The sequence below is a fragment of the Agrococcus sp. UYP10 genome (assembly GCF_040547205.1).
GTDB classification, from domain to species: Bacteria; Actinomycetota; Actinomycetes; order Actinomycetales; family Microbacteriaceae; genus Agrococcus; species Agrococcus jenensis.
The window spans coordinates 51102-65386 of sequence record NZ_JBEPPG010000001.1; the positions used below are offsets into that span (position 1 = coordinate 51102).

Sequence of the window (14285 nt, forward strand, 5' to 3'; positions counted from 1 at the left end):
AGACGACGGATGCCCCCACCCGGGAGGGTGAGGGCATCCGTCGTGGGAGCGACTACTCGGCCGCGTCCGCCGACTCCGTCGACTCGACCGCATCCGCAGCCGGCGCCGACTCGTCGACGATCTCGAGCGAGAGCTTGCCGCGGTCGTCGATCTTCGTGATCTCGACCTGGATCTTCTGGCCGATCGACACGACGTCCTCGACGCTCTCGATGCGCTTGCCGCCGTTGAGGGCGCGCATCGCGGTGACGTGGAGCAGGCCGTCGCGGCCCGGGAGCAGCGAGACGAAGGCGCCGAACGACGCCGTCTTCACGACGGTGCCGAGGTAGCGCTCGCCGAGCTCCGGGTTGAGCGGGTTGGCGATCGCGTTGACCGCGGCGCGCGCGGCCTCCGCCGAGGGGCCGTCGACGGCGCCGATGTACACGGTGCCGTTGTCCTCGATCGAGATCTGGGCGCCCGTGTCGTCCTGGATCTGGTTGATCGTCTTGCCCTTCGGGCCGATCAGCTCGCCGATCTTGTCGACCGGGATCTGCACGCTGATGACGCGCGGCGCGGTGGGCGCCATCTCGTCGGGGGCGTCGATGGCGGCGTTGAGGACCTCGAGGATCTTCGTGCGCGCCTCCTTCGCCTGCGTCAGCGCGCCGTGGAGCACGGAGGCGGGCAGGCCCGAGAGCTTCGTGTCCAGCTGGATGGCCGTGATGAACTCGGGCGTGCCGGCGACCTTGAAGTCCATGTCGCCGAGCGCGTCCTCAGCGCCCAGGATGTCGGTCAGCGCCGCGTAGCGGACCTGGCCGTCGACCGTGTCGCTGACGAGGCCCATCGCGATGCCCGCGACCGGGGCGCGCAGCGGCACACCGGCGTTGAGGAGCGCGAGCGTCGAGGCGCAGACCGAGCCCATCGACGTCGAGCCGTTCGAGCCGAGCGCCTCCGAGACCTGGCGGATCGCGTAGGGGAACTCGTCGCGGCTCGGGAGCACCGGCATGAGCGCACGCTCGGCGAGCGCTCCGTGGCCGATCTCGCGGCGCTTCGGGCTGCCCACGCGGCCGGTCTCACCGGTCGAGTAGGGCGGGAAGTTGTAGTTGTGCATGTAGCGCTTCGACGTGACAGGGCTGAGCGAGTCGATCTGCTGCTCGAGCTTGAGCATGTTGAGCGTCGTGATGCCCATGATCTGCGTCTCGCCGCGCTGGAAGATCGCGGAGCCGTGCACGCGCGGCACGACGGCCACCTCGGCGTCGAGCGGACGGATGTCGGCGAGGCCGCGGCCGTCCATGCGGATCTGGTCGGTGAGGATGCGGCCGCGGACGACCTCCTTCGTCACCGCCTTGTAGGCGCCGGAGACCTGCGTCGCGACGATCGAGTCGAGCTCGCCGCGCTCGATGCGCTGCGCGATCTCCTGCTTGACCTGCTCCTTGAGCTGGTCGTCGGCGTCCTGGCGCTCGAGCTTGCCCGCGATGCGGTAGACCTCGCCGAGACGGTCCTTCGCGATGCCGCGCACGGCCTCGAGGGCCTCGGGCGAGTAGGGCGGGAAGAGCGGGTACTCCTGCGTCGGCTTGGCGGCGGTCTTCGCGACCTCGGCCTGCGCGGCGACGAGCTGCTTGATGAACGGCTTCGAGGCCTCGAGGCCCTGCGAGACGATCTCCTCGGTCGGCTTCACGGCGCCGCCCTGGATGAGCTCCCAGGCGTTGTCGGTGGCCTCGGCCTCGACCATCATGATCGCGACGTCCTCGACGCCCGCGGCGTCGGTGACCACGCGGCCGGCGACGACCATGTTGAACACGGCCTGCTCGAGCTGCGAGTGCTTGGGGAACGCGACCCACTGGCCGTCGATCAGCGCGACGCGGACGCCGCCGATCGGGCCGTCGAACGGCAGGCCGGAGAGCTGCGTCGACATGGACGCGGCGTTGATGGCGAGCACGTCGTAGAGCTCGTCGGGCTCGATCGCGAGCACGGTGACGACGACCTGCACCTCGTTGCGGATGCCCTCCACGAACGACGGGCGCAGCGGCCGGTCGATGAGGCGGCACGTGAGGATGGCGTCGGTCGAGGGGCGGCCCTCGCGACGGAAGAACGAGCCGGGGATGCGGCCCGCGGCGTACATGCGCTCCTCGACGTCGACCGTGAGCGGGAAGAAGTCGAAGTTGTCCTTCGGGTGCTTCGAGACGCTCGTGGCGCTCAGCAGCATCGTCTCCTCGTCGATGTACGCGACGGCTGCGCCCTGGGCCTGCTGCGCGAGGCGGCCGGTCTCGAACCGGACGGTGCGCGTGCCGAAGCGGCCGTTGTCGATGACAGCCTCGGCGAATGTGATCTCGGGACCTTCCATGAAGGTCACTCCTCTCCTGTGCCCGCGAGGGCACGACATGGATGTCGTGCACCGGTCGCGGCACGGAGTGGTCATCAGTGGAGAGCGCCGAAGGCGACTTCGGCACCCTCCACCAACGACCAGCTCTCGAGCAGGTGCGAATCGGGCGCACGACGGCCGCAGACGCGGCCTCGGACAGGCTATCAGCACGGGCCGCGGAACCCCAGGAGGACGCGCTTCAATCGACTCGTGCCCATGCCGCCGCAGCCCGACGTCCGTCCCCTGCACCAGCCGCGCTCGAGGGAGGCCGACGCCCATGCGCGGCGATGGCTCCGCGCGCACCGCCAGCCGGCGGACGTGCCGGCCATCGGGCTCGCGGTCGCCGGGTGGGTGCTGCTGCTGCCCGGCGCCCTGCTCGTGCTCGCCGCTCTGCCCGGCGACGCCGATCCCGCGATGCCGGTCGTGGGCGGCGTGCTCGCGGGCATCGGCGCTGCGCTGCTCGTGTGGCGCGCCGGCCGCCGACGCGACGCGCTCCGGCGCACCGCGCGACTGCTGCCCTTCGCGGAGGCGAACGGGCTCGGCTACGCGCAGCGCGCCCTGCTCGGGCCGAAGCCCGCCGCGGCGCTGCGGGAGGGCTTCGACTGGGTCGCGCGCGACGTCCTGCGCGCGCCGGATGGCGCGGAGTGGGGCGTGTGGCGGTACCGGCTGCTCGCGCGCCGCGGGCACGAGGAGCTCCGCGGCTACGTCGAGCTGCCGTGGGCGGCGGCCGCGCCGCCGGCCGGCTTCGTCGCGGCGCTCCGCGACGCACCGATGCCGCTGGACGTCGAGGTGGCGGGCGGCGCGCTCACGGTCACGGCCCGCTCGGGGTGGCGGATGGACGATCCGGCGGTGCAGGCGCTCGTGCACCGCATCCGCACCCTCGCGGCGATGCGCGACGGCGAGCGTCAGCCCGTCGCGCCGGTGCCCATGCCGGCCATCGCGTCGACGGCAGCGGGTCGGCGCCAGGCGGCGAGCGCGCTCGTGATCGGCGCGGGCGTCGCGGTCGCGGCGATCGCGGTCGCCGTCGCGCAGTCACTCGTGCGCGCCGCCGGATAGCACGAAGGAGGAGGGTTCCTGAGCAACGACGAAGGGCCGCCCCCGCAGGGACGGCCCTCCTCGAACGCTTCGAAGGCTAGCGGCGCAGACCGAGGCGCTCGATGAGCGCGCGGTAGCGGGAGATGTCGATCTCCTGGAGGTAGCCGAGCAGGCGGCGACGCTGCCCGACGAGCAGCAGCAGACCACGACGCGAGTGGTGGTCGTGCTTGTGCTCCTTCAGGTGCTCCGTGAGGTCCTTGATGCGGCGCGACATGAGCGCGACCTGCACCTCGGGGCTTCCGGTGTCGCCTTCGTGCGTGGCGTACTCCTCGATGATGGCCTTCTTGATCTCTGCGTTCAGGCTCATGGTGTGAAACCCCTCTCTCCTCGCAGCGCGGTGCCCCTGCCCGATGCAGGAGCGCTCTCTGTCCGCGGCCGGTCTACGGCAACCGCTCGACTCTACCAGAGATGGGGGTTCAGCGGCGCGGCGGCCACGCGGCGTCGATGTCGCCGAAGCGCTGCACACGGGCGGTGGGCGCCGCGACGGGCGCGCCGACCGCCATCGCCACCGGCTGGCCCATCACGGCGGAGGCCATCCCCCGTCGGTGCTGCACGAGGCGCGCGAGCAGCGTGGCCTCGTCGGCCATGCTGCTGCGGCTGCGATCGCGGCCGACGAGCGCGCGCTGCCGGCTGTTGGCGAGCCGGGTCGCGGTGATGATGTAGTCGCGCATCGTGCGACGCAGGCCGCGCTTCCGCGCCCAGGCCAGCAGCGATGCCCGGCCGTCGCCCGTCGAGAGGCGCTCGACCTCCTCGGCCGTGAACCATCCGGCACGGCCGTAGTCGTGCAGGCGGGCACGGGTGATCCGGATCTCCTGCCGCAGCAGCAGCCAGACGAGCCCCGCCGCGAGCACGCAGAGGGGCACCTGCACGACGAGGTAGTAGACGAAGAAGCCGACGGTGCCGCCGGGCACCCACCAGCTCGACGAGTTCCAGAGCGCGTGCAGGAGCGCCGAGACGAGCCAGCCGGCCGGGAACGCGAGCAGGATCCACCAGCGCGAGCGCAGCCGCGCGGCGAGCCCGAGCGCGAGCCCGATGCCGACGGCGGTGAAGATCGCGTGCGTGAGCGGGCTCATGATGCCGCGCAGGAAGAAGATGAAGGATCCGTCGCCCGACTCCGCGAGCGACGTGCCGAAGTAGAGGATGTTCTCGGTGAACGCGAACCCCGCGGCCGAGAGCGCCGCGAACACGACGCCGTCAACCGGGCCGTCGAACGTGCGCCGGAAGAACAGGAACATGATGACCACCGGGATGGACTTCCACAGCTCCTCGGTGATGGGCGCCTGCACGACCGTGGCGTAGAACTCGTACTGATCCTGCGACTGCAGGAAGGGCGTGACGATGGGCTCGAGCACCCACGCGTTGAGCGCGAGCGTCAGCAGCACCGCGGCGACGCCGCCCCACAGCGCCGCGAACCACATCGCGATGCGCGGCTCGGGCTCCCAGCGGTCGATCGCGAGCACCGCCCAGATGACGAACGAGAGCGGCACGAGCGCCATCACGCCGGAGGTCGCGACGACGAGCGGGTTGCCGATCGCCCCGCCCAGCACGAGGATCACGCCGAACGACGCGAGCGCGAGCACGGCGATGCCGATGATGCCGGCGATCAGCCCGACGTCCGGGCCCTTCGGCTGCGCGAGCGGCGAGAGTGGAGCGGTGGCGGTCACGCAAGGAGCGTAGCGAGTCCCGCCCCGCTCCTCGCGGTCCGCGTGCCGGTCAGGGCAGGTCGTCGGGCGAGATCACCGGGATCGCCTGCGTCACGGGCTGCAGGCCCGACAGCCGCGCGGGCGCGAGCAGCTTCTCGACCCGCTCGCGATCCATCAGCCCGCCCTCGACGACGAGGTCGGCGATCGACTTGTGGCTCGTGAGCGCCTCGTGCGCGAGCTTCGCCGAGTCGGCGTACCCGAGGTAGGGCGTCAGCGCCGTGACGACGCCGACCGAGGTGCCCACCATGAGCCCGAGGCGCTCGCGGTTCGCCTCGATGCCGTCGACGCAGTTCACGCGCAGCGTGAGGCACGCCTGCGTCATCCAGTGCAGGCTCTGCAGGATCTGGTGCGCGATGACCGGCTCGAACGCGTTGAGCTGCAGCTGCCCGGCCTCGGAGGCGGCGGTCACCGTCGCATCCGACCCGATGACCGCGAACGCGACCTGGTTGACGACCTCCGGGATGACCGGGTTCACCTTGCCGGGCATGATCGACGAGCCCGCCTGCTTCGGCGGCAGCGTGATCTCGCCGAGCCCTGCCTGCGGGCCGGACGACAGCAGCCGCAGGTCGTTGCAGATCTTCGAGAGCTTCACCGCGCAGCGCTTGAGCGTGCCCGACAGCGTCATGAACACGCCCGTGTCGCTCGTCGCCTCGATGAGGTCGGCGGCCGCGACGATCGGGAGGCCCGTGAGCTCCGCGAGGTGGCGGCAGGCCGCCTCGGCGTAGCGCGGGTCGGCGGTGATGCCGGTGCCGATCGCGGTGGCGCCGAGGTTGACCTCGCTGAGCCACGCGATAGTCTCCTCGAGCCGGTCGCGGTCCTCGCGCAGTGTCACGGCGAAGCCGCGGAACTCCTGGCCGAGCGTCATCGGCACGGCGTCCTGCAGCTGCGTGCGGCCCACCTTGAGCACGTCGCGGAACTCGACCGCCTTCGCGTCGAACGCGTCCGTCAGCCGCACGAGCTCGTCGAGCAGGCGGCGGAGGGTGAACGACATCGCGACCTTGATCGACGTCGGGTAGGTGTCGTTCGTCGACTGCGAGCGGTTCACGTCGTCGATGGGGCTGAAGTGCTCGTAGTCGCCCTTGGCGTGGCCGAGCTCGACGAGGCACGCGTTGGCGATGACCTCGTTCGTGTTCATGTTCGTCGAGGTGCCCGCGCCGCCCTGGATGACGCCGACCTTGAACTGGTCGTGCAGCTCGCCGCCGCGGATGCGCCGGCAGACGCGGTCGATGAGGTCGGCCTTGTCGGGGTCGAGCACACCGATCTCGCGGTTGGCGCGCGCGCACGCCTGCTTCACGACCGCGAGCGCGTTCACGAGGTCGGAGTACACCGAGATCGAGCGGCCCGTGATGGGGAAGTTGTTGAGCGCGCGCTCCGTGTGGATCCCCCAGTACGCGTCGGCCGGCACCGGCAGCTCGCCGAGCGAGTCGCGCTCGATGCGCGTCGGGCCGGCGTAGATGCGCTCGCCCTGCGGGGCGGGGTCGAGCTTGTACGTGGGGGTGTCGGTCATGCTGGCTCCATTGCCTTCGGTGCCCGGTGGCCGGGTGGGCGTCGCGGGCGCGGACGCGGGTGCGGGGTTCGCATGTGAAGCGTAGCCGCCGGTCATGCCAGCGCGGCCCGGAGCTCCTCGCCGATCGCCGCGATGCCGGTCTCCACCTCGGCGAACGTCGTGCTGAGCGGCGAGAGGCCGACCCGGATGCCGTCCGGGCCCCGGAAGTCGGGGATGACGCCGCGCGCCCAGAGCCGCTCGGTGACCTCCCGGAAGGCCGGGTGCGTGACGGTGAGGTGGCTGCCGCGCGTCGGCCCGGCCGGCGGGCTCGCGAGCCGCGCGCCGAGCGGGAGCACGTGCGCCTCGAGCGACGCCTCGGCGAAGTCGGTGAGCGCGACCGACTTCTCGCGCACGGCGTCGACGCCGACGTGCTCGAGCAGCTCGACCATCGCCTCGAGCGCCACGGTCGCGAGCACGGGCGGCGTGCCGCTCGCGAAGCGGCGCAGGTCGGGCGCCGGCTCGTAGCTGGGCGCCATCGAGAAGACGTCGGCCGCGCCCATCCAGCCCTGGATCGGCTGCGCGAGCGCCGTCTGCAGGTCGCGCCGCACGTAGCCGAAGGCGGGCGAGCCAGGACCGCCGTTCAAGTACTTGTAGGTGCAGCCGACCGCGAGGTCGACGCCGCTCGCGTCGAGCTCGGTCGGGATGACGCCGGCGGAGTGGCACAGGTCCCACAGCACGAGCGCGCCCGCGTCGTGCGCTGCGGCGGTGATGCCCGCCACGTCGGCGACGTGGCCGGAGCGGTAGGCGACGTGGCTGAGCAGCACGAGCGCGGTGCGCTCCCCCACGACCGCTCGGACCTGCTCCAGCGTCGCACCGGCGGCGCGGTCGACCTCGATCCAGCGGATGTCGAGCCCGCGCTCCGCGGCGACGCCCTCGACGATGAACCGGTCGGTCGGGAAGCTGTCGTCCTCGATGACGATCTCGGTGCGACCGCTCGCCGCCTGCGCGTCGACCGCGGCGCGCACGAGCTTGTAGAGCAGCACGGTGGTCGAGTCGCCGACGAAGGCCTGACCGGCGGCCGCGCCCACGAGCGCGCCGAGCCGGTCGCCGAGGTCGTAGGGGCGACGCATCCACCCCTCGTCCCAGCCGCGGATGAGCCGGGTGCCCCAGTCGTGGCCGATGAAGCGCGCGAAGCGCTGCTCGAGCGCCGCGAGCGGTCGGCCGAGCGAGTTGCCGTCGAGGTAGGAGACGACGCTCGGGTCGCGCACGAACGCGGCGGTGTGCGCCGCGAGCGGGTCGGCGGCGTCGAGCGCGGCGGCGCGGGCGGCGGTGTCGGTCATTCGTCCTCCATGTGGAACCGGGCCACGGGCAGCGGGCCCGCTCGGTGCAGGTGCTCGATCGCCGACTCGTCGTCGATGACGTCGGCCGGCAGCCACGTCACGGTGACGCCGGGCGGCAGCAGCCACTCGCTCAGCAGCGCGTCGACGAGCGCGGTGCCCTCGATGCCGGCCTGCCGCAGCGCGGCGAGCTCGTTGGGGTCGAGGTCGAAGCGGCTGATGCCGTTGCCGAGGTCGGTGCCGTAGGCGACCGCGCCGCCGTGCGCGGCGAAGCGCGCCAGGTTGTCGGTCGCTCGGGCGAAGGCGATGTCATCGCCGTCGCGGCTGTGCATCGCGAGCGTCGACACCCAGGTCTGGCTCGCCGCGGCCGCGGCGATGAGGTCGTCGCTCAGCCGCTCCGTCCACGGCGCGTGCGCCAGCACGTCCACGCCGGCGAGGAGCGCCCGCTCGGCCTGCCCGGCGCCCTGCACGTGCGCCACGAGCGGCAGCCCGACCGCATGCGCTTCGGCGACGATCTCGGCGAGCAGCGCGTCGTCGGGCACGGGGCCGTCCTCGGCATTCATGGCGACCTTGATGACGGATGCGCCGGCGGCCGACTGCGCCCGGATGGAGCGGGCGACGTCGCTCGCGTCCGCCAGCTCGGCGACGGCGCCGGGCGGCGCCCACTCCCGCATCGACGGGTAGCCGCCCACCGCGGCGTGGAACGGACCCGCGACGCGCACGTCGAGGCCGTGGTGCGCACCGCGCGCCGCGGCGCTGAGCCCCGGCAGCGCGTCCGGCACCCAGCCGAGGTCGAGCACCCGGCCGAGGGCACTCGGCGCCGGGACCGCGGCCTCCGCTAGACCGAGGTGCACGTGCGCGTCGGTGATCGGGGGCATGAGTGAGCCCTCGATGTGCCGGAGGACGCGCTCCGGGGCCTCGTCCGGCGGCACGAGCCGCATGCCGGTCCCGCTCAGCTCGACCACCGCATCCGTCACCCAGCGACCGCCGATGCGCGCGCGGTCGACGCGGGCGATGATCGGCGCGGTCACCCCTCGAGCCGCGTCCGCACGGCGTAGAGCTCGGGGAAGAAGGTGAGGTCGAGCGCGCGGCGCAGGAAGTCGGTGCCGCTCGAGCCGCCCGTGCCGGTCTTCATGCCGATGGTGCGCGAGACGGTGCGCAGGTGCCGGAAGCGCCAGAGCTGGAAGTTGTCCTCGAGGTCGACGAGCTCCTCGCACGCCTCGTACTCGCGCCAGTGCTCCGCGCCCTCCGGCTGCCCGGCATCGGTGTAGATGCGCGTGAAGACGTCGACGAGCGGCTCGCTGAAGACGTGCGCCTTGCGCACGTCGCGGTCGAGCACCTCTGCGGGCACCGCGTGGCCGCGGCGCGCGAGCAGGCGCAGGAACTCGTCGTAGAGGCTCGGCCGCTCGAGCTCGGCCGCGAGCGCGGCGTGGTCGGCCGGGTTCGAGGCGAAGACCTGCAGCATCCGCTCGTGCTTGTTGCCGAGCGCGAACTCGACGAGGCGGTACTGCGCCGACTGGAAGCCGGAGGCGCTCGCGAGCGCGCCGCGGAACTGCACGTACTCGGTGGGCGTGAGCGTCGCGAGCACCGACCACTGCTGCGTCAGCACCTCCTGGATGTGCTTCACGCGCGCGATGCGCTTGAGCGCCGCGCCGAGCTGGTCGGCGGCGAGCAGCGCGCGGGCGTCGTCGAGCTCGTGGATGACGAGCTTGAGCCACAGCTCGGTCGACTGGTGCTGGATGATGAACAGCAGCTCGTCGTGGTGCTCCGGCTCGCTCCGCGGATGCTGCGACGCGAGCAGCGTGTCGAGGCCGAGGTAGGAGCCGTAGCTCATCCGCTCCCGCAGGTCGGTGACGATGGTCGACTCGATCTCGCGCGTGTTGTCCGCGACGCCCACGGGGGCCTCCTTCGATGCTTGGCCCCAACGCTAACGCGCGGCGCGCACCGCCACGAGCACGGTCGCGCCGAGCTCCTCGTCGTCGCGCTGCTCGACGCCGCCGAGCCCGGCGCGCTGCAGGATGCCGGTCGCGACGTCGACCTGCTCGGGAGCGAGCTCGATCGCGACGGTGCCGCCCGGCGCGAGCCGCGCGGCGATCGCCGGAGCGAGGGCGCAGAGCGGCGCGAGCCCGTCGGCACCGCCGTCGAGCGCGAGCAGCGGCTCGTGGTCGCGGGCGTCGTGGGGCATGTGGGCGAGCTCGCGCGTCGGCACGTAGGGCAGGTTCGCGGCGATGACGTCGAAGGCGGCGGATGCGTCGAGCACGTCGGGCGAGGCGGCATGCAGCACGAGGGCGGTCGGCAGGTTCTCGCGAGCGCACGCCACCGCGACCGGGTCGGCGTCGATCGCGACCACCTCGATCCCCGGCACGCGGTGCATCGCGAGCGCCGCGATCGCGCCGGAGCCGCAGCCGAGGTCGAGGAGGCGAGCGCCCGGGGGCAGCGCGCGGAGGGCGTCGGCGACGATCGTCGCGAGCAGCACGGTGCGGCGTCGCGGCACGAAGACGCCCGGCCGCACCACGACGCGCAGCTCGGCGAAGGCGGCGCTGCCCACGATCTGCTCGATCGGCTCCCCCGCCACCCGGCGCTCGACGAGCAGCTCGAGCGCGGCGGCGTCGGTCGCGGCGCGGCAGAGCTCGGCCAGCTCCTCCTCGGCGAAGACGCTGCCGCTCGCGCGCAGGGCGTGCACGAGCAGGGCATCCGTCGCGCGCGCATCCGCCATCGCTCCCCCGTCCGCCCCGGAACCCCGGTCGGCGACGACGATAGCCTGCTCGCGTGGTGGGCATCGATGACCGGGCGATCGACGACCTGATCGCGCTCGTGCAGCTGCCGACCGAGCGCGAGGAGCAGCTGCCAGCGTTCCAGTCGGCGCTCCGCGACCGCTTCCCGCGCCTGTTCTCGGCGCTCGACGTCGAGTCGGTCGGCGCGACGCTGCTCGCCCGCTGGCCCGGCCGCGGCGACGAGCCCGGTGCCGGCCCGGCGCTGCTCATGGCGCACCAGGACGTCGTGCCCGCGCCGTCAGAGGGGTGGACGCATCCGCCCTACAGCGGCCACCGCGACGCGACGCACGTGTGGGGCCGCGGCACGCTCGACGACAAGGGCTCGCTCGTGGGCATCTGCGTGGCGATCGAGGCGCTGCTCGCCGAGGGCTTCCGACCGGCGCGCGACGTGTGGCTCGTCTTCGGCCACGACGAGGAGACGATGGGCACCGGCGCCGCCTCGGCCATCGCGGCGCTCGATGCCGCGGGGGTGTGGCCGGCGTGGGCGCTCGACGAGGGCGGCGCCATCATCGAGCCGCCGATCGCGGGCGTCGAGCGCGACGTCGCGGTCGTGGGGGTCGCCGAGAAGGGCTTCGCCAACATCCGGATGCGCGTCGCGCAGCTCGGCGGGCACGCGTCGACGCCGCCGCGGCTCGCGGCGACCTCGCGGCTCGCCCGCGCGATCCGGCGGCTCGACCGCGCGCCGTTCCCCCGCTCGCTGCCCGAGCCGTCGCTGCGCATGCTCGAGCTGCTCGGCGCCGAGGCCCGCGGCGCGCAGGGCGCCGTGCTGCGGCGGGTGCGGCGCTCCCGCCCTCTGGTCGAGCGCATCCTCGCCCGCGACGACGAGACGCGCGCGATGCTCTCGACCACCGCGGTCGTGACGCAGCTCTCGGGCTCCGCGGCGCCGAACGCGCTCGCCGAGGAGGCGATCGCCGTCGTGAACGCGCGCATCGCGACGGGCTCGAGCGTCGACGACACGTTCTCCGTGATCCGCCGCGCGATCGCCGACCCGCTCGTCGAACTCGAGGTGCTGCACGGGCACGGCCCGAGCCCCGAGAGCCCCGCGAGCGGGCCGGGATGGGCCGACATCGAGGCGGCGGTCGCACGGATGCGACCCGACGTGCTCACCGTGCCGTACGTGATGCTCGGCGGCACCGACGGCCGGCACGCGCACCGCATCACCGACCGCGTCTACCGCTTCACGCCGTTCGCCATGACGCGCGAGGAACGCCTGACGCTGCACGCGCGCGACGAGCGCATCCGCATCGACACCTGGCTCGACGGCTGCCGCTGGTACGCCGACCTGATCGAGAGGAGCTGCTGATGACCCGCTTCGCCATCGACGCGCCCACCGCGCTGCGCATCGTCCGGGAGGGCGTCGACGTCGGCGACCACCAGCTCGTCGGGGCGGGGGCGCTGCGCTCGCAGGCGATGCAGCTGCTCTACGCCGCCGTGCGCGCGGGCGAGGTCGACGCGGGCGAGGTGCGCGGGGTGCTCGACGGCATCGCCGGGCTCAAGATGCGGCTGCTCGGCGATCGCGTCTCGCGCGCGACCGCGTGGAAGATCGCGACGCACCTCGACTGGGACGACGTGACGCTCGCCGAGCCGCTCGCCGTCGCGACGCTGCAGGCCGACGTGCTCGTGACCGACGACCCGGCGCTCGTGAGGGCGGCGGCGGGGCTGGTGGAGCGGGTGTCGTGGGAGGGGTTCGTGGAGGGGCTTCGGTGAGGGTTGGCTCCGTGGGGGCGCGGGGGTCGTGGGTCGGCCGGGTCGGCCGGGTCGGCCGGGTCCTTCGCTAGCCGGAGCGGCTGGCTGACAGGGCGGAGCGGCCGGGATGCTGTGCGGGGCGTGCGGGTGCGTCGGTCGCGCGGGCGGTGGGTCGGCTCTCGTGTGGTTCCGTTTGCGGTACCGAGTTGCCTCTCTGCCGTTTGCGGTACCGAATGGTCGCTTCGGCGGCGTTGGGGCGACCACTTCGTACCGCTAACCGGGCCGAGGAAGGCGCGCTTCCTCGTTTGCGGTACCGAATGGTCGCTCCGGGCGGCGTTCAAGCGACCACTTGGTACCGCAAACCGGTGATCGGCGCGAGGGTCAGAGCGGTGGTCAGGCGCGGGAGCGCCACAGGTGCGTGGCTCCGGCGCCGAGGACCGCGCCCACGAGCAGCGTCATCGAGAAGGGGATCACGAGCGGGTCGCCGGAGAGCAAGCTCCACGCCATCGCCCCGATGATGACGGCGCTCTCGATCGCCATGCACGCGTGCCACACATCCCACGGTGCCGACCACCACGAGCCGTTCGCTCCTGCCGAGAGGGGCAGTGAGAGGACCAGCCATGCCCCGAGCAGCGCGATGCGGTGCCATCCGTCCTGGGGCAGCAGCCACCAGACCAGGAACAGCGCGGGAGCCAGGAACGCGTACGCGTACCGGCAGCGCAGCATGCCGCGGGTGACCAAAGGAGCCGCGCGCCTCGGCACGCTTTCGACGCGCCCCGTCACCGGGTTCGCGATCCGCTCCATCGACGCCTCCTCGCGGCCAACCTAACCCGCGACAGCACGTTTCCGGTACCGATCTGCGGGTGCGGGTGAGGCGGACCCGCAGATCGGTACCGGAGATCGCCACCTGACCGGGACTCGGCGACGGCAGACTCGCGTCAGGCGTGCGTCGGGCGCTCGTGGTCCGCGTGGCCGGGCGGCTCGAGCTGGAACGTCGCGTGCTCGAGCGGCACGGGGAAGTGCTCGGCGACGCAGGTCTGCAGCGCGTCGAGGATGCGCGGGGCGTGACCGTCGTGGAAGCACGCCTCCTCGACGACGACGTGCGCGGTCAGCTGGTGGGAGCCCGTGCCGAGCGTCGAGGCGTGCAGGTCGTGGACGGCGAGCACGTGGGGCTGCTGCTCGAGGTGCGCGCGCACGTCGTCGAGGTCGAGCTCCGCCGGCGCCGCCTCGAGCAGGATCCGGCCGCTGTCGCGCAGCAGCACGACCGACCGCGGCACGATGAGGGCCGCGACGAGCGCGCTCGCGATGAGGTCGGCCTGCTGGAAGCCCCACAGCCAGATCGCCGCACCGGCCGCGATCACCGCGACCGAGCCGATCGCGTCGTTCAGCACCTCGAGGAACGCCGCCCGCAGGTTGAGGCTCGAGCCGCGGCCGCCGGCCAGCACGGCGAGCGCGACGAGGTTGCCCACGAGCCCGACGGCTCCGAAGGCGAGCAGCAGCGGGCCGGGCACCTCCGTGGGCTCCCCGAGCCGGCGCACGCCCTCGACGACCACGACCAGCGCGACGATGAGCAGCGCCGCGGCCTGCGCGGCGGCCGCGAGCACCTCGACGCGCACGAGGCCCCACGTGCGGCGCCCCGACGGCGGCCGGCGCACGAGCGCCTGCGCGCCGAGCGCGACGCCGAGGCCGGCCACATCCGTCAGCATGTGCACGGTGTCGACGAGCAGCGCGAGGCTGCCGGTGACGATCGAGCCGACCACCTGCGCCGCGAAGAGCGCCGCCGTGATGCCGAAGGCGATCGCGATGCGGGTCGTGCCCGCGCCGCCGCCGTGGGCGTGCGCATACGCGTGCACGTGCCCTCCGCCCATG

13 protein-coding genes are annotated in these 14285 nt (G+C 73.1%); 3 read left to right on the forward strand and 10 right to left on the reverse strand.

The window, feature by feature from the left end; translation table 11 throughout:
- Positions 1-52: 52 nt before the first annotated feature.
- On the reverse strand, positions 53-2317 hold the full coding sequence (locus tag ABIB37_RS00270; RefSeq protein WP_354255228.1) for a polyribonucleotide nucleotidyltransferase: 2265 nt from the start codon (positions 2315-2317) through the stop codon (positions 53-55).
- Between the two features lie 234 nt (positions 2318-2551).
- Here ABIB37_RS00270 and ABIB37_RS00275 point away from each other — a divergent pair, with 234 nt between their 5' ends.
- Entirely contained in the window at positions 2552-3391 is an 840-nt protein-coding gene (locus ABIB37_RS00275; protein ID WP_354255230.1) for a hypothetical protein, read from the forward strand.
- Between the two features lie 76 nt (positions 3392-3467).
- On the opposite strand, the gene rpsO is transcribed toward ABIB37_RS00275, so the two are convergent.
- The 7 genes from rpsO to ABIB37_RS00310 all read right to left on the reverse strand — a co-directional run bounded on the left by rpsO (position 3468) and on the right by ABIB37_RS00310 (position 10672).
- Positions 3468-3737, reverse strand: coding sequence for a 30S ribosomal protein S15 (rpsO, locus tag ABIB37_RS00280; RefSeq protein ID WP_123697509.1), 270 nt, complete (start codon positions 3735-3737; stop codon positions 3468-3470).
- Between the two features lie 109 nt (positions 3738-3846).
- The gene (locus ABIB37_RS00285) at positions 3847-5094 is read right to left on the reverse strand and encodes a PrsW family intramembrane metalloprotease (RefSeq protein ID WP_354255233.1); all 1248 of its coding nucleotides are present in this window, start codon (positions 5092-5094) and stop codon (positions 3847-3849) included.
- A gap of 49 nt (positions 5095-5143) precedes the next feature.
- Positions 5144-6640, reverse strand: coding sequence for an aspartate ammonia-lyase (locus ABIB37_RS00290; RefSeq protein ID WP_354255236.1), 1497 nt, complete (start codon positions 6638-6640; stop codon positions 5144-5146).
- Positions 6641-6732: 92 nt separating this feature from the next.
- The gene (locus ABIB37_RS00295) at positions 6733-7959 is read right to left on the reverse strand and encodes a kynureninase (RefSeq protein ID WP_354255239.1); all 1227 of its coding nucleotides are present in this window, start codon (positions 7957-7959) and stop codon (positions 6733-6735) included.
- On the reverse strand, positions 7956-8987 hold the full coding sequence (locus tag ABIB37_RS00300) for an amidohydrolase family protein (protein ID WP_354255242.1): 1032 nt from the start codon (positions 8985-8987) through the stop codon (positions 7956-7958). Before ABIB37_RS00300 ends, ABIB37_RS00295 begins: the two co-directional genes overlap by 4 nt.
- The gene (locus tag ABIB37_RS00305) at positions 8984-9853 is read right to left on the reverse strand and encodes a tryptophan 2,3-dioxygenase (RefSeq protein WP_354255244.1); all 870 of its coding nucleotides are present in this window, start codon (positions 9851-9853) and stop codon (positions 8984-8986) included. Before ABIB37_RS00305 ends, ABIB37_RS00300 begins: the two co-directional genes overlap by 4 nt.
- A 30-nt stretch (positions 9854-9883) precedes the next feature.
- Complete coding sequence (locus ABIB37_RS00310) at positions 9884-10672, reverse strand: N5-glutamine methyltransferase family protein (protein WP_354255247.1); 789 nt, start codon at positions 10670-10672, stop codon at positions 9884-9886.
- Between the two features lie 53 nt (positions 10673-10725).
- Between ABIB37_RS00310 and ABIB37_RS00315 the strand changes: the two genes are divergently transcribed.
- Complete coding sequence (locus ABIB37_RS00315) at positions 10726-12033, forward strand: M20/M25/M40 family metallo-hydrolase (RefSeq protein WP_354255250.1); 1308 nt, start codon at positions 10726-10728, stop codon at positions 12031-12033.
- Positions 12033-12437, forward strand: coding sequence for a hypothetical protein (locus ABIB37_RS00320; protein ID WP_354255253.1), 405 nt, complete (start codon positions 12033-12035; stop codon positions 12435-12437). Before ABIB37_RS00315 ends, ABIB37_RS00320 begins: the two co-directional genes overlap by 1 nt.
- Positions 12438-12809: 372 nt before the next feature.
- On the opposite strand, the gene ABIB37_RS00325 is transcribed toward ABIB37_RS00320, so the two are convergent.
- Positions 12810-13220 (reverse strand): hypothetical protein, encoded by a 411-nt coding sequence (locus ABIB37_RS00325; RefSeq protein WP_354255256.1) that lies wholly within the window; start codon positions 13218-13220, stop codon positions 12810-12812.
- Positions 13221-13354: 134 nt separating this feature from the next.
- The gene (locus ABIB37_RS00330; RefSeq protein ID WP_354255259.1) at positions 13355-14284 is read right to left on the reverse strand and encodes a cation diffusion facilitator family transporter; all 930 of its coding nucleotides are present in this window, start codon (positions 14282-14284) and stop codon (positions 13355-13357) included.
- Position 14285 lies beyond the last annotated feature (1 nt).

Bases quoted from the DNA above. Each gene is read 5' to 3' on its own strand.
- ABIB37_RS00270 (WP_354255228.1), bottom strand. From the start codon at position 2,317: ATGGAAGGTCCCGAGATCACATTCGCCGAGGCTGTCATCGACAACGGC.
- ABIB37_RS00275 (WP_354255230.1), top strand. From the start codon at position 2,552: ATGCCGCCGCAGCCCGACGTCCGTCCCCTGCACCAGCCGCGCTCGAGG.
- rpsO (WP_123697509.1), bottom strand. From the start codon at position 3,737: ATGAGCCTGAACGCAGAGATCAAGAAGGCCATCATCGAGGAGTACGCC.
- ABIB37_RS00290 (WP_354255236.1), bottom strand. From the start codon at position 6,640: ATGACCGACACCCCCACGTACAAGCTCGACCCCGCCCCGCAGGGCGAG.
- ABIB37_RS00295 (WP_354255239.1), bottom strand. From the start codon at position 7,959: ATGACCGACACCGCCGCCCGCGCCGCCGCGCTCGACGCCGCCGACCCG.
- ABIB37_RS00310 (WP_354255247.1), bottom strand. From the start codon at position 10,672: ATGGCGGATGCGCGCGCGACGGATGCCCTGCTCGTGCACGCCCTGCGC.
- ABIB37_RS00320 (WP_354255253.1), top strand. From the start codon at position 12,033: ATGACCCGCTTCGCCATCGACGCGCCCACCGCGCTGCGCATCGTCCGG.
- ABIB37_RS00325 (WP_354255256.1), bottom strand. From the start codon at position 13,220: ATGGAGCGGATCGCGAACCCGGTGACGGGGCGCGTCGAAAGCGTGCCG.
- ABIB37_RS00330 (WP_354255259.1), bottom strand. From the start codon at position 14,284: ATGGGCGGAGGGCACGTGCACGCGTATGCGCACGCCCACGGCGGCGGC.